Source organism: Microbispora cellulosiformans (assembly GCF_008728085.1).
Classification (GTDB): Bacteria; Actinomycetota; Actinomycetes; order Streptosporangiales; family Streptosporangiaceae; genus Microbispora; species Microbispora amethystogenes.
Genome location: NZ_VYTZ01000001.1, coordinates 36,192 through 57,888 on the forward strand (window position 1 = coordinate 36,192; position 21,697 = coordinate 57,888).

At 71.1% G+C, this 21,697-nt stretch carries 13 protein-coding genes; 5 read left to right on the plus strand and 8 right to left on the minus strand.

Features of this window, described 5'->3' with window-relative positions:
* Positions 1-3: 3 nt before the first annotated feature.
* The 4 genes from F5972_RS00135 to betA all read right to left on the minus strand — a co-directional run bounded on the left by F5972_RS00135 (position 4) and on the right by betA (position 6,945).
* The gene (locus F5972_RS00135) at positions 4-1,230 is read right to left on the minus strand and encodes a sarcosine oxidase subunit beta family protein (RefSeq protein WP_150929866.1); all 1,227 of its coding nucleotides are present in this window, start codon (positions 1,228-1,230) and stop codon (positions 4-6) included.
* Complete coding sequence (locus tag F5972_RS00140) at positions 1,227-3,689, minus strand: GcvT family protein (protein WP_150929868.1); 2,463 nt, start codon at positions 3,687-3,689, stop codon at positions 1,227-1,229. The genes F5972_RS00135 and F5972_RS00140 overlap by 4 nt, the downstream gene beginning before the upstream one ends.
* 2 nt (positions 3,690-3,691) lie before the next feature.
* Positions 3,692-5,182 carry an aldehyde dehydrogenase family protein gene (locus F5972_RS00145; protein WP_150929870.1) on the minus strand — a complete coding sequence of 497 codons (1,491 nt, stop codon included), beginning with the start codon at positions 5,180-5,182 and terminating at the stop codon, positions 3,692-3,694.
* A gap of 86 nt (positions 5,183-5,268) precedes the next feature.
* Positions 5,269-6,945 carry a choline dehydrogenase gene (gene betA, locus F5972_RS00150; protein ID WP_150929872.1) on the minus strand — a complete coding sequence of 559 codons (1,677 nt, stop codon included), beginning with the start codon at positions 6,943-6,945 and terminating at the stop codon, positions 5,269-5,271.
* A 114-nt stretch (positions 6,946-7,059) separates the two neighbouring features.
* On the opposite strand from betA, the gene F5972_RS00155 reads away from it, so the two are divergent.
* Positions 7,060-7,848 (plus strand): IclR family transcriptional regulator, encoded by a 789-nt coding sequence (locus tag F5972_RS00155; RefSeq protein WP_225311045.1) that lies wholly within the window; start codon positions 7,060-7,062, stop codon positions 7,846-7,848.
* On the opposite strand, the gene F5972_RS00160 is transcribed toward F5972_RS00155, so the two are convergent.
* From F5972_RS00160 to F5972_RS00170, 3 genes are read right to left on the minus strand one after another with little or no spacing between them, the layout of a single operon-like run.
* Positions 7,826-10,171, minus strand: coding sequence for an FdhF/YdeP family oxidoreductase (locus F5972_RS00160; RefSeq protein ID WP_150929874.1), 2,346 nt, complete (start codon positions 10,169-10,171; stop codon positions 7,826-7,828). The genes F5972_RS00155 and F5972_RS00160 overlap by 23 nt on opposite strands.
* Positions 10,168-11,310 carry an aromatic ring-hydroxylating oxygenase subunit alpha gene (locus F5972_RS00165; RefSeq protein ID WP_225311046.1) on the minus strand — a complete coding sequence of 381 codons (1,143 nt, stop codon included), beginning with the start codon at positions 11,308-11,310 and terminating at the stop codon, positions 10,168-10,170. The genes F5972_RS00160 and F5972_RS00165 overlap by 4 nt, the downstream gene beginning before the upstream one ends.
* Positions 11,307-11,624, minus strand: coding sequence for a bifunctional 3-phenylpropionate/cinnamic acid dioxygenase ferredoxin subunit (locus F5972_RS00170; RefSeq protein WP_150929877.1), 318 nt, complete (start codon positions 11,622-11,624; stop codon positions 11,307-11,309). Before F5972_RS00170 ends, F5972_RS00165 begins: the two co-directional genes overlap by 4 nt.
* A 233-nt stretch (positions 11,625-11,857) precedes the next feature.
* Between F5972_RS00170 and pdhA the strand changes: the two genes are divergently transcribed.
* Positions 11,858-12,943: a pyruvate dehydrogenase (acetyl-transferring) E1 component subunit alpha gene (gene pdhA, locus F5972_RS00175; RefSeq protein ID WP_150929879.1), complete on the plus strand. Its 1,086-nt coding sequence runs from the start codon at positions 11,858-11,860 to the stop codon at positions 12,941-12,943.
* 99 nt (positions 12,944-13,042) lie between these two features.
* Positions 13,043-13,954: an SGNH/GDSL hydrolase family protein gene (locus F5972_RS00180; RefSeq protein WP_225311047.1), complete on the plus strand. Its 912-nt coding sequence runs from the start codon at positions 13,043-13,045 to the stop codon at positions 13,952-13,954.
* Between the two features lie 21 nt (positions 13,955-13,975).
* Here the strand turns inward: F5972_RS00180 and F5972_RS00185 are convergent, their stop codons facing one another.
* Entirely contained in the window at positions 13,976-14,701 is a 726-nt protein-coding gene (locus F5972_RS00185; RefSeq protein WP_150929881.1) for a YqjF family protein, read from the minus strand.
* A gap of 226 nt (positions 14,702-14,927) precedes the next feature.
* Between F5972_RS00185 and F5972_RS39115 the strand changes: the two genes are divergently transcribed.
* Both F5972_RS39115 and F5972_RS39120 read left to right on the plus strand, forming a co-directional pair.
* Positions 14,928-19,670, plus strand: a complete 4,743-nt coding sequence (locus F5972_RS39115) for a ThuA domain-containing protein (protein ID WP_150929883.1) — start codon at positions 14,928-14,930, stop codon at positions 19,668-19,670.
* A gap of 258 nt (positions 19,671-19,928) precedes the next feature.
* Positions 19,929-21,686: a discoidin domain-containing protein gene (locus F5972_RS39120; RefSeq protein ID WP_150929885.1), complete on the plus strand. Its 1,758-nt coding sequence runs from the start codon at positions 19,929-19,931 to the stop codon at positions 21,684-21,686.
* Positions 21,687-21,697 lie beyond the last annotated feature (11 nt).

The following is a 21,697-nucleotide window of genomic DNA, read 5'->3' on the forward strand; positions in this document are numbered from 1 at the left end:
GGGTCAGTGGGCGACGGCGGCGGCGCCGTGCTCGTCGACGAGCCTGCCGGTGGTGAACCGGTCGAGCGAGAAGGGGGCGTTGAGCGGGTGGGGCTCGCCGGTCGCCACGGTGTGCGCGTAGCACCAGCCGACGCCCGGCGTGGCCTTGAACCCGCCGGTGCCCCATCCGCAGTTCACGTAGAGGTCCTCGACCGGGGTGAGCCCGACGACGGGTGAGGCGTCCGGAGTGACGTCCACGACGCCGCCCCAGGTGCGCAGCACGTGCGCGCGGGCGAAGACCGGGAACAGTTCCAGCGCGGCCGCCATCTGCCGCTCGATGATGTGGAACGCCCCGCGCTGACGGTAGGAGTTGGCCGCGTCGATTCCGGCGCCCATGACCAGTTCGCCCTTGTGCGCCTGGCTGACGTACACGTGGACGGCGTTCGACATGACCACGGTGGGATGCACCGGTTCGAGCAGTTCCGACACCAGCGCCTGCAGCGGGTGGCTCTGCAGCGGCAGCGCCACGCCCGCGAACCCGGCGACCACCGAGGAGTGCCCGGCGGCGGCCAGCGCGACCTTCTTCGCGGCGATCGGGCCGCGGGTGGTGCGCACCCCGGTCACCCGGCCGTCGCGCACGTCGAGACCGATCACCTCGCAGTGCTCGATCATGTCGACCCCGAGGTCGGCCGCCGCCCTGGCGAAGCCCCACGCCACGTAGTCGTGCTTGGCGATCCCGGCCCTCGGCTGGAAGGTGGCGCCGAGCACCGGGTAACGCACGTCGGGCGAGATCTCGACGATCGGGCAGACCTCCTTGACCTGCTCCGGCGTCAGCCACTCGGCGTCGACCCCGTTGAGCCGGTTGGCGTTGACCCGGCGCACGCTCTCGCGCACGTCCTGCAGGCTGTGCGCGAGGTTGAGCACGCCGCGCTGGCTGAACAGCAGCGGATAGCCGAGGTCCTCCTCCAGGCCCTCCCACAGCTTCAGCGCGTGCTCGTAGATGCCCGCGCTCTCGTCCCACAGGTAGTTCGACCGGATGATGGTGGTGTTGCGGGCCATGTTGCCGCCCGCGAGCCAGCCGCGCTCCAGCACCGCGACGTCGGTGATCCCGTGGTTCTTGGCCAGGTAGTACGCCGTGGCGAGGCCGTGGCCGCCGCCGCCGACGATCACCACGTCGTACGACCGCTTCGGCTCGGCGGAGCGCCACAGCCGGTCGGGATGGTCGGGCAGGTGAGGCAGCAGGAGGTTCATACGGCCTCCCCGGTCCCGCGCAGACGTCGCATCGCGGGGTCGAACAACGGTTCCTCGGAGACCACGGCGGTCACCCGCCGGTCGAAGTAGCCGATCTCCAGCGTCCGGCCGGGCGTGGCCAGCGCGGCGGGCAGCCAGGCGTAGGCGATGCCCTTGCCGATCGTGTAACCGAAGGCCGCGCTGGTGACGTAACCGACGCCAGTGTCGCCGTCGTAGACCGGCTCCCTGCCCATGACCACGTCGGCGGGGTCGTCGATGGTCAGGCAGGTGAGACGGCGGCGCACGTCCTCCCTGCGCCGCTTTAGCGCCGCGCGGCCGACGAAGTCGCCCTTGTCCATCCTGACGGCGAACCCGAGCCCGGCCTCGTACGGATCGTGCTCGAAGGTCATGTCGGTGCCGAAGGACCGGTAGCCCTTCTCCAGCCGGAGACTGGCGAACGCGCCGCGCCCGCCCGCGATGATCCCGTGCTCCTGCCCCGCCTCCCACAGCGTGTCCCACAGCTTCGCGCCGAGGTCGGCCGTCGTGTAGAGCTCCCAGCCCAGCTCGCCGATGTACGACAGCCGCAGCGCGGTGACCGGTACGGCGCCGACATACGCCTTCTTCGCCCGGAAGTAGCGGAAGCCCTCGTTGGAGAAGTCGGCATCGGTCAGCGGCTGCACGAGGTCGCGGGCGCGCGGCCCCCAGACGCCGAGGCAGCAGGTGCCGGCCGTGATGTCGCGGACCACGACCGACCCGTCCTCCGGCAGGTGGCGGTGGAGCCAGTCCAGGTCGAGGTTGCCGTTCGCGCCGACCTGGAACGTGTCGCGGCCCAGCCGGGCGACGGTCACGTCGCTGCGGATGCCGCCGTCCACATCGAGCAGCAGGCAGTACGTCACCGAGCCGACCGACTTGTCCATCTGGCCGGTCGTGAGCCGCTGGAGGTAGGCGAGGGCGCCGGGGCCGGTGACCTCCAGGCGTTTCAGCGCGGTCATGTCGTACAGCGCGACGGTCTCGCGGGACGCCCGGGCCTCCGCGCCGACGATCGGCGACCAGTAGCGGGCGGCCCAGTCGCCGGGCGAGGGAACGTCCCCTCCCTCAAGCAGGCGGGCGTTGGCGCCGTACCACTGCGGCCGTTCCCAGCCGGCGGCCTCCAGGAAGTACGCGTCCAGCTCGCGCTGCCGGGCGTGGAAGGGGCTGAGGCGCACCGGCCGCGGCTCCTCCATCGGCTGGAGCGGGTGGACGATGTCGTAGACCTCGACGAAGTTCTGACAGCCGCGCGCCAGCACGTAGTCGGGCGCGAGCTGGTGCGGCTCGAACCGGTTGACGTCGCACTCGTGCAGGTCGAACGACGAGCAGTGGCCGTCGACCAGCCATTCGGCCATCGCCCGGCCGACCCCGGCGGAGTGGGTCACCCAGACCGCCTCGGCGACCCAGAAGCCCTTCACGTCCGGCGATTCGCCCAAGAGGGGAAAATGATCTTGAGTAAAAGAGAAGACGCCATTGATGCCCTCGCCGATCTCGGCCGCGCGGGTGCCGGGCAGCAGGCGCCGGGTCTCGGCCCAGGCGTCCTCGAAGTCGCCGGGGGTGAAGGCGAGCACCGACGGCATCACCTCGGCCTCGTCCACGGACAGCAGCTCCTCGGGCCGGACCGGCATCGGCCGGTGGCCGTAGGAGCCGATGCCGACGCCGTCGAAGCGCTGGCGGTAGTAGAGGTCGGCGTCCTGGTGCCGCAGGATCGGCAGCGTCGCCTCCTCGGTGCCTCCCTCAAGCACGGGCCCGGTCCAGGCGAGCTGGTGGGCGAGCGGGGTCAGCGGCAGCGGCATGCCCGCCATCGCGGCGACCTTCGGCCCCCAGATGCCGGCGCAGCAGACCACGACGTCCGCCGCGATCTCGCCCTGGCCGGTCACGACCGCGGCCACCCGGCCGTCCTCGGTGCGGATGTCCAGCACCTCGCACCGCTCCAGCACCCGTACGCCGCGCGAGGAGGCCCGGCGCAGTTGTGCCTCGACCGCGCGTACGGCCTTGGCGATCCCGTCGGTGGGGATGTGGAGACCGCCGAGCACGGCGGCGGGGTCGAGCAGGGGAAAGAGGTCCGCGCACTCGGCGGGGGTGAGCAGGCGCGACTCGACGCCCCAGGAGGTGGCCCAGCCGTGCCGCCGGTGCAGCTCGGCGAGCCGTTCGGGGGTGGTGGCCACCTCCAGTCCGCCGACCTGGAGGAAGCAGGGCTCGCCGTCGAGGTCGAGCGAGCCGAGCTTCTCGACGGTGTAGCGCGCCATCTGGGTCATGGTCTTCGACCCGTTGATCTGGAAGACCAGGCCGGGCGCGTGCGAGGAGGAGCCGCCGGTCGCGGGCACCGGGCCCTGGTCGACCACCGTCACGTCCGTCCAGCCGCGGGCCGACAGCTCGTCGGCGAGCGCCGCGCCGACGACACCGGCCCCGATGACGACGACGCGCGGGCCCGTCGCACCGACATGTTCCATGTTCACGCTCCTCGGCCGGCGTCGCGCGGCCTGAACCAGTGCTGGGGACGGGGATCGGTGTTCTGCCACACGTGCTTGATCTCGCGGTACTCGTCCAGGCCCGTGGGGCCGAGCTCGCGGCCGACCCCGGACTGTTTGAACCCGCCCCACTCCGCCTGCGGCACGTACGGGTGGTAGTCGTTGATCCACACCGTCCCGTGCCGTAGCCGGGCGGCCACCCGCTGCGCCCGGCCCGCGTCCCGCGTCCAGACGGCGCCCGCGAGGCCGTAGTCGGTGTCGTTGCCCAGGGCGACCGCCTCGTCCTCGCCGGAGAAGCGCTCCACGGTCAGGACCGGCCCGAACGACTCCTCCCTGACGACGCGCATCTCGCGGTGGCATCCGTCGAGCACGGTGGGCCGGTAGTAGAACCCGCCGGCCAGCTCCGGCTCGTCCGGCCGCCGCCCGCCGCAGCGGAGCTTCGCGCCCTCGGCGAGACCGGCCTCGACGTACGCCTCGACCTTGGCGAGGTGCGCGGCGGAGATCAGCGGGCCGGTCTCCGCCTCGGGGTCGAACGGCCCGCCCAGCCGGATGTCCTCGGCCCGGCGGGCGACCTCGGCCACGAACGCGTCGTGGATCGGGTCCTCGACCAGCAGGCGGGCGCCGGCCGAGCAGACCTGTCCGGAGTGCAGGAAGACCGCGGTCAGCGCGAAGTCGACCGCCGTCTCGAAGTCGGCGTCGGCGAAGACGATGTTGGGGTTCTTGCCGCCGAGCTCCAGCGCGACCCGTTTCACGGTCGCGGCGGCCGAGGCCATCACCCGCCGCCCGGTCGCGAGGCCGCCGGTGAACGACACCATGTCGACGTCCGGGTGCTCGGCGAGCGGCGCCCCGGCCTCGGGACCCGCGCCGAGCACGAGGTTGGCCACGCCCGGGGGCAGGCCCGCCTCCTCCAGCAGCCGCATCAGCAGGACGGCCGTGCTCGGAGTGAGCTCGCTCGGCTTCAGCACGAAGGTGTCGCCCGCCGCGAGCGCGGGGGCGACCTTCCAGGAGGTCTGGAGCAGGGGGTAGTTCCAGGGGGTGATGAGCCCGCACACGCCGATCGGCTCATAAACCACCCGGCTGACCGCGTCGTCCCTGCCGGTGTCGATCACCCGGCCCGCGTCCGTGCCGGCGATGCCGCCGAAGTAGCGGAAGCACCGGACGACGTCGTCCACGTCGTACTCGCTCTCGGCGAGCCGCTTGCCCGTGTCGAGCGACTCGGCCCGCGCGATCGCCGCCCTGTCACGCTCGATCAGGTCGGCCGTCCGCAGGAGCAGCCGTCCGCGCTCGTTCGCGGGCGTACGCGGCCAGGGGCCCGTGTCGAAGGCGTGCCGCGCCGCCGCGATCGCGGCCTCGGTGTCGGCGCGGGTGGCCTCCGCGACGGTCGCGACGACCGAGCCGTCCGCGGGGCATCGGATCGTACGGCGTCCGCCTGCGACGGCGTCGGTCCAGGCGCCACCGATGAAGAGGTCCGCCACAGGCAGCGCCTTCCGATCACACTCGTTGCGTAATACGCACCTGTTTGCTTATCGAGGAACAGAATCAATCCCAGACACGGGCTCCGTCAAGGCGTGATCCCTGGCGTGTGACGGTAGAAGCCGGCCTCGGCGGGCGGGAGGGGGGTGTTGCCGAGGATCAGGTCGGCCGCCTTCTCCGCGACCATCATCACGGGGGCGTAGATGTTGCCGTTCGTGACGTACGGCATGACCGAGGCGTCCACCACCCGCAGTCCCTCCAGGCCGTGCACGCGCATCGTGTCGGGATCCACCACCGACATCTCGTCCACGCCCATCTTCGCGGTGCAGGAGGGATGCAGGGCCGTCTCGCCGTCCCTGGCGACCCAGTCGAGGATCTGCTCGTCCGTCGCGACCGACGGCCCGGGAGAGATCTCGCCTGCGCTGAAGTCCTGGAGGGCCGGCCGGCTCAGGATCTCGCGGGTGACCCTGATGGCCTCGACCCACTCGCGCCGGTCCTGCTCGGTGGACAGGTAGTTGAACCGCAGGGCGGGCTTCACCCCCGGGTCGGCACTCTTGATCTTCACGCTGCCGCGCGCGTCGGAGTACATCGGCCCGACGTGCACCTGGTAGCCGTGCCCGCCGGCCGGGGAGCTACCGTCGTAGCGCACGGCGATCGGCAGGAAGTGGAACATCAGGTTCGGGTAGGCCACGTCGTCGTTGCTCCGCACGAAGCCGCCCGCCTCGAAGTGGTTGGTCGCGCCCGGCCCGGAGCGCAGGAACAGCCACTGCGCGCCGATCCACGGCCGGTGCCGCCACTTGAGGTACGGCTGCATGGACACCGGCCGCTTACAGGCGTGCTGGACGTAGACCTCCAGGTGGTCCTGGAGGTTCTCCCCCACGCCGGGCAGGTCGTGGACCACCTCCACGCCGAGGGCCCGCAGTTCGGCGGCGTTGCCCACACCCGAGAGCTGGAGCAGTTGCGGCGTGTTGATCGCGCCGCCGCACAGGACGACCTCGCCCGCCCGGATGACGCGCCCGTCACACTCGACCCCGACCGCCCGTCTGCCCTCGAACACGATCCTCGTGACGTACGCCCTGGTCCTGATCTCCAGGTTCGGCCGTTTCCGCACCGGGTGGAGGTAGGCGCGGGCGGCCGACAGGCGGCGGCCGCGCCGGATGTTGCGGTCGAAGCGGGCGAAGCCCTCCTGGCGGTAGCCGTTCACGTCGTCGGTGAGCGGATAGCCCGCCTGCTGCACGGCCTCGAAGAAGGCCGGGAACAGCGGGCTCGCCGCCGGGCCGCGCTCCAGCACGAGCGGCCCGTCGTGCCCTCGCCGCGGGTCGTCCGGCTCCGCCGCGAGGCAGTTCTCCATCCGCCTGAAGTAGGGCAGGCAGTGCGCGTAGTCCCAGTTCTTCATCCCGGGATCGGCGCCCCAGCGCTCGTAGTCCATCGGGTTGCCCCGCTGGAAGATCATCCCGTTGATGCTGCTCGACCCGCCGAGCACCTTCCCCCTGGCGTGGTAGATCCGGCGGCCGTGCATGAACGGCTCGGGCTCCGACTCGTACTTCCAGTCGTAGAAGCGGCTGCCGATCGGGAAGGTCAGCGCGGCCGGCATGTGGATGAAGACGTCCCACAGGTAGTCGGGCCGGCCCGCCTCCAGGACCAGCACCCGGGTGGACGGGTCGGCCGACAGCCGGTTCGCCAGCGCGCTGCCCGCGGAACCGCCACCGACGATGACGAAGTCGTACTGCTGAGCGGTCGATTGTGCGGTCGATTGTGCGGTCAATCTGCCCTCGTCTCATTCACGTCCGGCACGGGGACCGACTAAAAGGGGAGGTTTAGTGCAAATCGTATCGTCATGATCGCTGGCCGTTCCGGGTGAGGCGCTACAGTCTCGGCTGTGAGCAACGACGCTTCCGCCGCCAGGCCCGAGGCCTCCGGTGGCGGCGTGCAGTCCGTGGACCGTGCGGTCAGCATCATGGAGATCCTCGCCAGGCGCGGGGAGGCCGGAGTCACCGAGCTCGCGGCCGAGATCGAGGTGCACAAGTCGACCGCGTTCCGGCTGCTGGGCGCGCTGGAGGCGCGCGGGCTGGTCGAGCAGGCCGAGGACCGCGGCAAGTATCGCCTCGGCTTCGGCCTCGTCCGCCTCGCCGGCAGCGTCTCCATGCGGATGGACGTGCCGCAACGCAGCAGGCCCGTCTGCCGCCGTCTCGCCGAGGAGATCGGCGAGACGGTGAACATCGCCGTCCTGCGGTCGCACTACGCGGTCAACCTCGACCAGGTGCGCGGGCCCGCCGCCGTCACCGCGCACAACTGGGTGGGCCAGCTCACGCCCCTGCACGCGACGTCGAGCGGGAAGGTCCTGCTGGCCCATCTCGACCGGTGGCACCGCGAGGACCTGCTCCGCGCGGCCGGCCTGGAGCGCTACACGCCCAGTACGGTCACCTCCGTGGAGGACCTCGAACGCGAACTGGCCGGGGTGCGCGAGCACGGCTTCGCCCTTTCGCTGGAGGAGCTCGAGGTGGGCCTGAACGCGATCGCCGCGCCGGTGCGCTCGTTCCACGGCGAGGTCGTGGCGGCGGTCAGCGCGTCGGGGCCCGCCTACCGCTTCAGCGAGGAGCGCATGCGGGAGACGGCCCCCGCCCTGCTGCGGGGCGCCGAGGAGATCAGCCACCGCCTCGGCGGATAGCCTTCTCCCCCGCCGGACCTTCCGCCGTGTCTTCCGCCGCACGGCGCAGCCGTACGACGACGCTCTTGGAGGTGGGCGTGTTCGACGTCTCCGCCACCGAGTCCAGGGGCACCAGCACGTTCGTCTCCGGGAAGTACGCCGCGCAGCAGCCCCGCGCCGTCGGATAGGCGACCGCGCGGAACCCCTCGGCCACACGCTCGCCGTCCGCCCACTCGCTGACGATGTCCAGCATGTCGCCGTCCGCGAGCCCGCGCTCGTCCAGGTCGTCGGCGTGGACGAAGACCACCCGCCGCCCGTTCCTGACGCCGCGGTAACGGTCGTCCAGGCCGTAGATCGTGGTGTTGTACTGGTCGTGGCTGCGGATCGTCTGCAGCAGGAGGCGGCCCGGCGGCACCCGCAGCACCTCCAGCGCGTTCACCGTGAAGTTCGCCTTTCCCGTGGCCGTGGGGAAGCGGCGCTCGTCGCGCGGCGCGTTCGGCAACGCGAAGCCGCCCGGCCCGCGCACCCTCGCGTTGAAGTCGTCGAACCCGGGCACGACCCGCTCGATGCGCTCCCTGATCGCGTCATAGCCGGCCTCGAACTCGGCCCACGGCACGTGCGGGTCGTCGCCGAACAGCTCGCGGGCCAGCCGGCACACGATCGCCACCTCCGACAGCAGCACGTCCGACGCGGGGCGGAGCCGGCCGCGCGAGGCGTGCACCATGCCCATCGAGTCCTCGACCGTGACGAACTGCTCGCCACCGGCCTGGACGTCCCGCTCGGTACGGCCGAGCGTGGGCAGGATCAGCGCCTGCTCGCCGCACACGGCGTGCGACCGGTTCAGCTTGGTCGACACCTGCACGGTGAGCCGGCAGCGGCGCAGGGCCGCCTCGGTCGCGGCGGTGTCCGGCGTCGCCGAGACGAAGTTGCCGCCCATTGCGAAGAACACCCGGGCGTCCCCGTCCCGCATGGCCCGGATGGCCTCCACGGTGTCGTGGCCGTGCTCGCGCGGCGGCGCGAAGCCGAACTCCTCCTCCAGCGCGTCGAGGAACTCCGGCTTGGGCTTCTCGTAGATGCCCATCGTCCGGTCGCCCTGCACGTTGGAGTGCCCGCGTACGGGACACACGCCCGCGCCGGGACGCCCGACGTTGCCGCGCAGCAGCAGGAAGTCGACGACCTCCCTGATCGTCGGGACCGATTTGCGGTGCTGGGTGAGGCCCATCGCCCAGCAGACCACGACCGAGCGGGCGGCGAGCACGTCGCGGGCCGTCTCCTCGATCTCGGCGCGGGTCAGCCCGGTCGCCTCCAGCACCTCGGCCCAGTCGAGCGTGCGGATGTGCTCGGCCCACGCGTCGAACCCGTGCGTGTGCGCCTCGACGAACTCGCGGTCCACCACCGTGCCGGGCGCGGCGTCCTCGGCCTCCAGCAGGAGCAGCGACAGCGCCTGGAACAGCGCCAGATCGCCGCCGAGGCGGATCTGCAGGAACCGGTCGGACAACGCCGTCCCGGTCCCGGCGAGGCCGGAGGCCTTCTGCGGGTTCCTGAACCGCAGCAGCCCGGCCTCCGGCAGCGGGTTGACCGACACGATCCGCGCGCCGCCCCGCTTCGCCCGTTCCAGCGCGGTGAGCATGCGCGGATGGTTGGTGCCCGGGTTCTGGCCCACCACGAAGATCAGGTCGGCCCGGTGCAGATCGTCGAGCAGCACCGTGCCCTTGCCGATGCCGAGCGTCTGGGTCAGCGCCGAGCCGCTCGACTCGTGGCACATGTTGGAGCAGTCGGGCAGGTTGTTGGTGCCGAACCGGCGGACGAGGAGCTGGTAGGCGAAGGCGGCCTCGTTGGACGTGCGGCCGGAGGTGTAGAAGAGCGCCTGATCGGGGTGGTCGAGCGCGCGCAGCTCACGCGCGACGACGCCGAAGGCGTCCTGCCACGAGATGGGCTCGTAACGGTCCGATCCGGCCGGCTTGTACATCGGCTCGGTGAGCCGGCCCTGCTGGCCCAGCCAGTAGTCGCTGCGCCGGACCAGCTCGTCCACCGGATGCTCGGCGAAGAAGTCCCGGGTGACCCGGCGGACCGTCGCCTCCTCGGCCACCGCCTTGGCGCCGTTCTCGCAGAACTCGGCGGGGCTGCGGTGCCCGTCGCCCTCCGGCCAGGCGCACCCCGGGCAGTCGAAGCCGGTCTTCTGGTTGACCCGGAGCAGAGTCAGCAGCGTCCGCCCCGCGCCCATCTGGCGGTACGCCGTGCCCAGCGCGTGGCCGACCGCCGGGACCCCGCCCGCCCATGCCTTGGGCGAGCCGACCTCCAGCCGCTCGTCTCCGACGTCCTCCCGAGGCGCCTTACGCGTCACCCCGCATCTCCTCCACCCTCACTCAGCCTGCCGCGCACCCAATCATGGAACAGGCCGATGTGGTGCTCGCTCGGCACCAGCACCCCGCCCCGGGCGTACGTGCGGGAGCTCATCGACGGCTGCGTGCGCTCGCAGGCGTCGAAGTCCTGCTCGTTGACCCGGTGGAACAGCTCCACCGACCGGCTGACGTCCTTGCCCGCGGCCACGACCTCCGGCAGGTACAGCCAGTCGCACTCCACGACCGTGCGATCCACCGCGAGCGGGAACATCCGGTGCACGATGACGTGGTCGGGCACCATGTTGACGAAGACCTGCGGCTTGATCGTGATCGCATAGTAGCGCCGGTCCTGGTCCTCCCTGATGCCCGGGATCCGGTCGAGCCCTTCGGAGCCGTCGACCGTGAACCCCCGGATCTCCTCGCCGAACAACGCGCCGTGGCCCACGTAGTACTGCGCCGCGTAGCCGCCGGCGAACTCCGGCAGCACCTCGGTCAGCTCCGGGTGGATGGTCGCGCAGTGGTAGCACTCCATGAAGTTCTCGACGATGAGCTTCCAGTTCGCCGCGACGTCGTAGCGGATCCTGCGGCCGAGCGCCAGGCCGGCGACGTCGTAGTTGTCGAGGGAGGCCACGTCGCCGAGCCGGGTGCGCACCTCGCCGAGCACGTCCTCCTCGAACGACGGCGGCTCGTCGGCCAGGCAGACCCACACATAGCCCAGCCACTCCCGCACCGCCACGTTCACCAGGCCGTACTCGACCCGGTCGAGGTCGGGCATCTTGGTGAGGTTGGGGGCCGCGATAAGCCTGCCGTCGAAGTCGTACGTCCACGCGTGGTAGGGGCACTGGAAGGCCCGCCTGGCCTCGCCGGACTCCTCCGTGCGCAGCCGCGCGCCGCGGTGGCGGCAGACGTTGTAGAACGCCCGGACCGAGCCGTCCCGGGCCCGGGTGACCAGGATGCTCTCCCTGCCGACCTGGACCGTGCGGAACGCCCCGGGCTTCGGCAGGTCGGAGGCCCGTACGGCGCAGAACCACATCGACTCGAAGACGCGCTCGCACTCCCGCGCGAAGACCCCCGGGTCGGTGTAGTACGCCCCCGGCAGCGTGGCGACCAGGCTGGGGGGCAGGCTGGGCGGCAGGCTCACGGCTGCGGCTCCTGAGAGGGGATGACGTAGATCGTGTCGTCCTCCACGACCACCGTGTGCGTCCGCACCGGCAGCTTCGCGGGAGGGGAGTCCACCTTGCCGGTCCGCAGGTCGAAGCGCGAGGCGTGCAGGGGGCACTCGACCTCGCACCCCTCCAGCCAGCCGTCCGCCAGCGAGGCGTCCTGATGAGTGCAGGTGTCGTCGATGGCGTAGATCTCCCCGTCCTCCGTGTGGAAGACCGCGATCGGCGGCTCGGCGTCCAGGCGGAACGCCTCACCCCGCGGCAGGGAACGGAGGGGACACACAGGAATCATCGGCGTCCTCGGTCGTGAGTGAGCACAGTTGTGCGACCCGAAACTCGGAGCACTATGCGCAACACACTGAGGTCGCCTGTGTCCGGTGTCAATAGGCGGACCAACAGACGGACCAACTACCGCAAAGCAGGCACCTGCCCCATCGGGTGAGCCGGGAGTCCCGGCACCCGCGATGATTGGTCTTCGCGTTCTTCACCGTTCGCGTTCTTCACCGTTGTCAGAGAGGAGACGACGTGCGGCGCCAGGACGAGGCCGAAGATCTGGTCCAGTTGCTCACGCCGGAAGGCGAACGTGTCGTGCACCCCGGGTACGACCTGGACCTGCCGAAGAGCCAGTACCGAGGGCTGTACCGCGACATGACGCTGGTGCGGCGGCTGGACCGGGAGGCCTTCGCCCTGCAGCGCCTGGGCGAGCTGGGCATGTGGATCCCCTGCCTCGGGCAGGAGGCCGCGCAGATCGGCTCCGGCCGGGCACTGGAGCCGGACGACCACGTGTTCCCCTCCTACCGGGAGCACGGCGTCGCCTGGTGCCGGGGCATCCCTCCGCTCACGCTCATGGGGATGCTGCGCGGCACGACGAACGGCGGCTGGGACCCGCGCCACACCGGCTTCCACCTCTACACGATCGTCCTCGGCGTGCAGACCCTGCACGCCGTGGGATACGCGATGGGAATGCGCAGGGACGGCGACTCCTCGGCCGTCGTGGCGTACTTCGGCGACGGCGCCGCGAGCGAGGGAGACGTGAGCGAGGCGTTCAACTTCGCCGCCGTCTACAACGCGCCGGTCGTCTTCTTCTGCCAGAACAACCAGTGGGCCATCTCGCAGCCGGTGGACCGGCAGAGCCGGGCGCCGATCCACCACCGGGCGCGGGGCTACGGCTTCCCCGGCGTGCGCGTGGACGGCAACGACGTGCTGGCCTGCCTCGCCGTGACGAGGGCCGCCCTGGAGCACGCCCGCCGGGGCGACGGGCCGTTCCTCATCGAGGCGCACACCTACCGGATGGGCCCGCACACCACCTCCGACGACCCGGGGCGCTACCGCCCGGCCGAGGAGGTGGAGGAGTGGCAGAGGAAGGACCCGATCGCGCGGATGCGGGCCTTCCTCCTGCGCGAGGAGCTCGCCGACGACGCGTTCTTCCGGGAGGTCGACGAGGAGGGCGACCGCCTCGCCCTCGAACTGCGCGAGGGCGTGATCTCCATGCCGGACCCGCCGGTGGACGCCATGTTCGACCACGTCTACACCGGCCGCCACGCCCTGCTGGAGGAGGAACGCGCCTGGTACGCCGCCTATCTCGACCGGTTCGAGGAGCCGCGCGCCTGACCGCGCGCCGTGTCGTCGTGACGGCCGAGGCGAACCCGGAGCTCCATCTGGGCGTCCAACAGCGACCCCACATCCGGCTACCGACCATGGAGCTCCCCAGTGGCCCTGACCCCACGCTCCGTCCGGCGTACCACGGCGACGGCGGCGCTGCTCGCCGCCTCGGTCTCCCCACTCCTGCCCGGCACCGGCGCCGCCGCCTCCACCGCCTCCGCGTCCGTCTCCAGGGCCGGCTCCGCAGTCACCGCGCGCTACGTCGCCCTCGGCGACTCGTACGCGTCAGGGGCGGGGCTGCCGGAGCCCACCGACCCGGAGTGCTCGCGCTCCGGCCTGAACTATCCGTCGGTGCTCGCCCGGTCGTACGGGTCCCGCTCCTTCAAGGACGTCACCTGCGGCGGCGCGACCACCCGCGACCTGTGGCACCGGCAGGGCGCCAAGGCCCCGCAGTTACGCGCCCTGTCGAGGAACACGACCCTGGTCACGGTCACCATGGGCGGCAACGACATCGGCTTCTCGAGCATCATCGGCACCTGCCTGTCCGCCGCGCGGTCCGACCCCGCCGGCAGCCCGTGTCAGGCGCAGTACGCGAAGAGCGGGCACGACGAACTCGCCCGCCGCATCCGGGCCCTGTCTCCGCGGATCACCGCGATGCTGGCGGACGTCAGGCGCCGCAGCCCGCGCGCGACGGTGATGCTGGTCGGCTACCCGGCCCTGCTGCCCGAGAGCGGCGCGGCGTGCCCCTCGGTCGTCCCCTTCGCCAAGGGCGACTTCCCCTACCTGCGGGACACGGTGAAACGGCTCAACGCCATGCTCCGCCAGCAGGCCCGGCGGAGCAGCGCGCTCTACGTCGACACCTACACGCCGACGATCGGGCACGACATGTGCGCCGGCGACGCGCGTTTCGTCGAACCGCTCGTCGTGCCCGCCGGGGTCGCGCCCGCGCACCCCAACCAGCAGGGACAGCGCGTCATGGCGTCCCTCGTCGCGGAGCGGATCGACCGGCTCCGCCACTGAGGACCCGTTTGCTCCTTCGGCTCAGGCCCGCACAGGCCGCCACATGCCGATCCGTACGGACACGCCGGGCGACGCGTGGACGATCGGGTCGTGCCCCGGCTCGGGCAGGCCGCCCGCCCGCAGCAGCCCCTGCTCCAGCCCGGCCGTACGGGCGTGGTGCAGGGGCCAGCGCGAATGCTCGACCTCGGCGGTGGCCAGCCGCCCGGCGACGACCGTGAAGAGCCGGTACCGCTCGACCAGGAAGCCGGCGAGTCCGCTGCGCTCGGCCTCCGTCACCGGCGCACCGAGGTCGACGTCCACGTCGCACCGAGCGCCCGCGTGGCCCGGCCAGACGCGGCGGCAGCGATAGCTGCGCCGCGCCCCCGCGCCGCTCACGGACATGCGGGACCAGTAGTACGGCAGGCCGTACCCGGCCCGGGCGCCCAGCACGGCTGGAAGGCTCCCGGCGTCCAGCGACAGGAACCACAGGCCTCCGCGCCCCCGGGCGTCCCGCGCGTACGTGCGCACGTTGGTCTCGGGGAACCGCGACAGCCACGGCAGCGGCGGCAGGCCGGGCGCCCGCACGTCCCGCATGAGGAACGGCGTGACCCCGACGTACGCCGACCCCTCGAAGGTGTCCACGGTGAGCCCGCCCGGCAGGAACCCCTGCACGACCTCGGGTGGATACCGCCAGTGGATGAAGGTGATGTCGGCCCAGCGGTGGTGCATCACCGGCCGCTCGACCCGCCCTGCCGTCTCCGTCACCATGCCCGTCCCCTACCCGCCGAACGCCGATCGTCGCCGCCGGGCGCGCGGAGGAACTTTCGTCACAAGATAACGAAAGATCAGCGGTTTTCCCGAAACTATCTTCACAATTCTCCAAAAGAGGCTTACCTTCGGGTCGAATCACCGCTACGCGGCCGGTTTGTGAGGCGAACGCGTGCCCACGACCGTGCAGCTGGCCCGCACCGCACCGAGGGAAGGAAGCTCCGCCATGCCCCCCAGGTGGCCGACCCATCTCACCAGAAAACGGATCGCGCAGACCTGCGCCTTACTTCTGACTTTCACGGGCCTGACCGTGCTCACCCCGGCCGTGCCCGCGCAGGCGGCACCCATCGACGCCGCCGACTACCAGCGCGTGGAGCTGGCCAGGGGCGTCGCCGAGATGGGCGAGCCGATGACGATGACCGTGCTGCCCGACCTGTCGGTGCTGCACACCGCTCGCGAGGGAGTCCTGCGGCGCACCGACGCGCGCGGCGACACCGCCGTGGTCGGCACGCTGAACGTCTACTCCCACGACGAGGAGGGGCTCCAGGGAGTCGCCGCCGACCCGGGCTTCGCGACCAACCGGTTCGTCTACCTCTACTACGCTCCCCGCCTCGACACCCCCGACGGCGACGCCCCGGCCACCGCGTCCGACTTCTCGGCCTGGAAGGGCGTGAACCGGCTGTCGAGGTTCACCGTCAAGCCCGACTGGACGCTGGACAAGGCCAGCGAGGTCAAGATCCTCGACGTGCCGGCCGATCGCGGCATCTGCTGCCACGTCGGCGGCGACATGGACTTCGACGCCGCCGGCAACCTCTATCTGTCGACCGGCGACGACAGCAATCCCTTCGACTCGTCGGGCTACTCCCCGATCGACGAGCGGCCCGACCGCAACCCGGCGTACGACGCCCAGCGCAGCGCGGGCAACACCAACGACCTGCGCGGCAAGATCCTCCGCATCAAGGTCAAGCCGGACGGCACCTACGACATCCCCGAGGGCAACCTGTTCGCGCCGGGCACCCCGGACACCCGGCCCGAGATCTACGCGATGGGCTTCCGCAACCCGTTCCGGCTGAGCGTCGACAAGGCCACCGGCGTCGTCTACGTGGGCGACTACGGCCCCGACGCCGGCACCGCCGACCCCAACCGCGGGCCGAGCGGCCAGGTCGAGTTCAACCGGGTCACCCGCCCCGGCAACTACGGCTGGCCCTACTGCACGGGCACCAACACGGCGGCCGAGACCTACAACGCGTTCACCTTCCCCTCCGGTCCGTCCGGAGCGAAGTACGACTGCGCCGGCGGCCCGGTCAACGCCTCCCCGCGCAACACCGGGCAGCGCACGCTGCCGCCCGCCCAGCCCGCGTGGATCAGGTACGGCGGCGACGCCGGCTCCCCGCCCGAGTTCGGCGGCGGCTCCGAGTCCCCCATGGGCGGGCCGGTCTACCACTACGACGCCGCCCTCAACTCAGCGGTCAAGTTCCCCCAGGACCTCGACGGCCACCTCTTCGCCGGTGAGTTCGGCCGCAGGTGGATCAAGGCGATCGACGTGCAGGCCGACGGGACGCGCGGTGACATCACCGACTTCCCGTGGACCGGCACGCAGGTGATGGACCTGGCGTTCGGCCCGGACGGCGCGCTGTACGTGCTCGACTACGGCACCGGCTACTTCAACGGCGACGCCAACTCGGCGCTGTATCGCTTCGAGTACGTCAAGGGCCGTGACCGTTCCCCGATCGCGGTGGCCAAGGCCGACAAGACCTCGGGCAAGACGCCTCTCACGGTCACGTTCTCCTCGGCCGGCTCCGCCGACCCCGAGGGCGCGACGCTCACGTACTCCTGGGACTTCGGCGACGGCACCACCTCCACCGAGGCGAACCCGGTCAAGACGTACGACAAGGACGGCACGTACACCGCGACGCTCACGGTGCGCGACCCCGCGGGCAACAGCGGCAGCGCGAGCGTGGTCGTCACGGCGGGCAACACCGCGCCGACCGTGACCATCGAGACCCCCACGGCGGGCAGCCTGTTCCAGTGGGGCGACTCGGTCCCCTTCACGATCAAGGTCACCGACCCTGAGGACGGCGACGTCGACTGCGCGAAGGTCAAGATGACCTACGTGCTCGGCCACGACAGCCACGGCCACCAGATCAGCTCGAAGAACGGCTGCTCGGGCGAGCTGACCATCCCGGTCGACGGCGAGCACGACGACGCGGCGAACATCTTCGCCGTGTTCGACGCCGAATACACCGACAAGGGCGGGCTGACCACCCATACCCAGCACATCCTGCAGCCGCGGCACCGCCAGGCCGAGCACTACGGGGCCTCCCAGGGCGTCAACCCCATCGGGAAGAGCAACGCGCACGGCGGCAAGACCGTGGGCGACATCAACAACGGCGACTGGATCTCCTTCAAGCCCTACGAGCTGAGCAAGGCCAAGGGGATCGCCGCCCGCGTCTCCTCCGGCGGGAAGGGCGGCACCATCGAGGTCCGCACCGGATCGCCGACCGGCACCCTGCTGGGCAAGGTGAGCGTGCCCGTCACCGGAGGCTGGGAGACGTTCACCGACGTTTCCGCGCCGCTGTCGAACGCCCCGGCGGGGACGACCGAGCTCTTCCTGCTCTTCAAGGGCAACGACGGCGCGCTGTTCGACGTGGACGACTTCACGCTGACGGCCGAGCCGCCCGCGGGCGGAAGCCCGGGACCGATCGTCAACGCCGGCGGCCTGTGCCTCGACGTCGCGAACGCCGACCCCGCCAACGGCACCAACGTGCAGCTCTACCAGTGCAACGGCACCGGGGCTCAGGTCTGGAGCGTCAACGGCTCCACCCTCCGCTCGCTCGGCAAGTGCCTCGACGTCTCCAACGGCGGCACCGCCGACGGCACGCGGGTGCAGATCTGGGACTGTGTCGCGAACGTCGGCGCGCAGGTCTGGACGATCGGCACGGACGGCACGATCAAGAACCCGCAGTCCGGTAAGTGCCTCGACGGCTCGACCACCGGGCAGATGGTCATCAAGACGTGTGACGGCGGCAACGCGCAGAAGTGGACGACCTCGGCGGGCCCGGGCGGCGGCGCCGAGGGCGAGGTACTGGTCTTCTCGCGTACGGCCGGCTTCCGGCACGACTCGATCCCGGCGGGCATCCAGGCGATCACGGACCTGGGCTTCAAGATCACCGCGACCGAGGACCCCGCCGTCTTCACCGCCCAGAACCTGGCCAAGTACAAGGCCGTGGTGTTCCTCAGCACCACGGGCGACGTGCTGAACGACGCCCAGCAGGCGGCCTTCGAGTCGTACGTCAAGGCGGGCGGCGGCTACGTGGGCATCCACGCGGCGGCGGACACCGAGTATGACTGGCCGTTCTACGGCGGCCTGGTCGGGGCGTGGTTCGCCTCGCACCCCGCCGTCCAGCAGGCGACCGTGAAGGTGGAGGACCGGGCCCACCCGGCGACCGCCCACCTCGGGCCGACGTGGACGCGCACCGACGAGTGGTACGACTACCGGACCAACGCCCGCAGCACCGCACACGTGCTGGCCACGCTCGACGAGAAGTCGTACTCGGGCGGCAAGATGGGCGACGACCACCCGATCGCGTGGTGCAAGGAGTATCAGGGCGGCCGGTCGTTCTACACGGGCGGCGGCCACACGGCGGCCTCCTTCTCCGAGCCGGAGTTCCGGCAGCACCTGCTCGGCGGCATCAGGTACGCCATGGGCGACCTCAAGGCCGACTGCCGTCCGGAGACCGGCTACACGACGCTCTACAACGGCAGCACCACCGGCTGGGAGCAGGCCGGCCCCGGCGGATTCACCAACGCCGACGGCACCCTGACCTCGCACGGCGGCCTGGGGCTGTTCTGGTACAAGGCGAAGGAGTTCCGCTCCTACTCGCTCAAGCTCGACTGGAAGATGCGCGGCGACGACAACGCGGGCGTCTTCGTCGGCTTCCCCGCCTCCGACGACCCGTGGTCGGCGGTCGACAACGGCTACGAGATCCAGATCGACGCCACGGACGCCCCGGAGAAGACCACCGGGTCGGTCTACGGCTTCCAGTCGGCGGACCTCAAGGCCAGGGACGCCGCGCTCAACCCGCCGGGGCAGTGGAACACCTACGAGCTCCGGGTGGAGGGTGAGCGCCTGCAGATCTTCCTGAACGGCGTGAAGATCAACGACTTCGTCAACACCGACCCGAAGCGGTCCCTCCAGCAGGGCTACGTGGGCATCCAGAACCACGGCGACGGCGACGAGGTGGCGTTCCGGAACATCCGCGTCAAGGAGCTCGGCCCGGCGGAGGGCGACGTCACCGTCCAGGCCGAGAGCTGGACCGAGGCGAACGGCGTCGACACCTACCCGCACGCCCCCGCGCACGGCGGCACCGTGCTCGGCTACGTCAACCCCGGCGACTGGGCGGCGTACGACGGCGTGGACCTCACCGGCGTCACCCGGTTCACGGCGCGGGTGGCCTCGCCCAACCCGAGCGGCGGCTTCGAGATCCGGACCGGTTCCCCGACCGGCCCGGTGCTCGGCAGCGTCACCGTCCCGAACACCGGTGGGTGGGAGTCGTACGCGGACGTCTCCACGGAGCTCACGAACGTCCCAAGCGGGAACGTGAAGCTCTACCTGGTGTTCACCGGGGCCGACTTCGACGTGGACGACTTCACGCTCGTCCGCGCCCCGAAGGACGCCAAGGTCAAGCTGACCGTGACGGCGTCGTCCCGCTGCATCGGCACCTCGGCGTACCTGGCGGTCACGGCCGTCAACGACGGCGATGTGCCGGCGGACATCGCGTTGACGACTCCGTACGGCTCCAAGACCGTGGCCGACGTGGCCCCGGGCAAGCAGGCCTACCAGTCCTTCAACACCCGCGCCGGGCAGATCGACGCGGGCACGGTGACCGTGAAGGGGACCGCGACGATCGGCGGCAAGCAGGTCACGTCGTCCTACGACGCGGCCTACACCGCGGCGAGCTGCCGCTGACCGCACCGGCGGTGACCACGGTCCACACGACGAGGACACCGCCCTAGCACAACCGGGGCCGGCCGGCCGATGAGCCGGCCGGCCCCGCCCCTCATCGCACGAGCGGCCTCGTACGACCCGGTGGTTGACCAACCGCTTTCCACAGGAGTCAAGATCATTTCCTCGTATACTAAATTCAAGTATTGACCTAAGTCTCGAAGGCGATCACTCTCTGGTCAGGGCTCGTCCCCGTCCACCCCCCGAGGAGAGACCGCCATCATGCGAAAGCGTTCGACGACCCATCCCACGCGCCGCGCTCTGACGGCCGTGCTCAGCGCGCTGGTCCTGGTCGTGGCCTGCGTCGTCACAGCGACGGCCGGGCCCGCGCACGCCGCGCCCGTCCTGCTGTCACAGGGCAAGTCCGCGACGGCCTCGTCCACCGAGAACGCCGGCACACCGGCGTCGGCCGCCGTCGACGGGAACACCGGCACCCGGTGGTCCAGCGCGTTCGGCGACCCGCAGTGGCTCCAGGTGGACCTCGGCGGGGCGGCGACGCTGAGCCAGGTCACCCTCAACTGGGAGGCCGCCTACGCCACCTCGTTCAAGATCCAGCTGTCGGCCGACGCCACCACCTGGACCGACCTCTACTCCACCACCACCGGCACCGGCGGCACGCAGACCCTCGACGTCACCGGCTCAGGCCGCTACGTCCGCCTCTACGGCACCACCCGCGCCACCGCCTACGGCTACTCCCTGTGGGAGTTCCAGGTCTACGGCACGACGACCGGCACCGCCTGCGGCACGGCCGACGCCGCCCAGGGCAGGCCCGCGACCGCCTCCTCCGCCGAGAACACCGCGACGCCCGCGTCGGCGGCCGTGGACGGCAACAGCGCGACCCGCTGGTCGAGCGCCGCCGCCGACCCGCAGTGGCTCCAGGTGGACCTCGGCTCCGTCAAGACGATCTGCAAGGTCGTCCTGGCATGGGAGGCGGCCTACGCCACGGCCTTCAGGATCCAGGTGTCCGACAACGCCTCCACCTGGACCGACCTCTACTCCACCACCACCGGCACCGGCGGCACGCAGACCCTCAACGTCACCGGCGACGGCCGCTACGTCCGCATGTACGGCACCACCCGCGCCACCGCCTACGGCTACTCGCTGTGGAGCTTCACCGTGAACACCACGGGCGGCTCGACCGACCCGACGACACCGCCGCCCGACGCCTTCTGGGGCGACACCTCGAACATCCCGGCGGCCAGGAACGTCGTCATGGTCAAGATCCTCAACAGGACCAACGGCCAGTACCCCGACTCGCAGGTCTACTGGAGCTACAACGGCCAGGTCCACTCGATCGCCGAGCAGCCCTACTTCGACATGCCGGCCAACACGGCGGGCCGGATGTACTTCTACCTCGGCTCCCCCAACAGCCAGTACTACGACTTCATCGAGTTCACCGTCGGGCCTTCGGTGTTCAACGGCAACACGACCCGGGTGGACGCGTTCGGCCTGAAGCTCGCGATGCGCCTGCACGCCCGCGACGGCTACGACGTGGCGGTCGGCGAGGACTCCGCCACCTTCGCCGAGTCCCGCGCGGCGACGTTCCAGCGGTTCATCGACGAGGTGCCCGCGGAGTTCAAGCAACTGGCCCAGGTGCAGGCGCCGTACCGCATCCCGGCCCCGGGCAGCGCGTCGATCTTCCAGCCCGGCGGGGCGTACGCGAACTACTTCACCGGCTACGCCGCCCAGCAGGGCGTGACGGCGACGACCTCGCAGGTCACCGGGTGCGCCGGACCGCTCGCCGAGGCCCCGAAGATGTGCGCCGCGCTGAACCGGCACGTCGCCGGGCTGTCCGACGCCCAGCAGTCGGACGCGGCGAACTACTACAAGGCCGCCCCGGCGAACTACTACGCGAAGTTCTGGCACGACCACGCCATCGGCAAGCTCGCCTACGGCTTCCCCTACGACGACTACGCGGGCCAGTCCTCGTTCGTCTCGCACGGCGACCCGCAGTGGCTGCTGGTCGCGGTCGGCTGGTAGCGCAGGCAGGA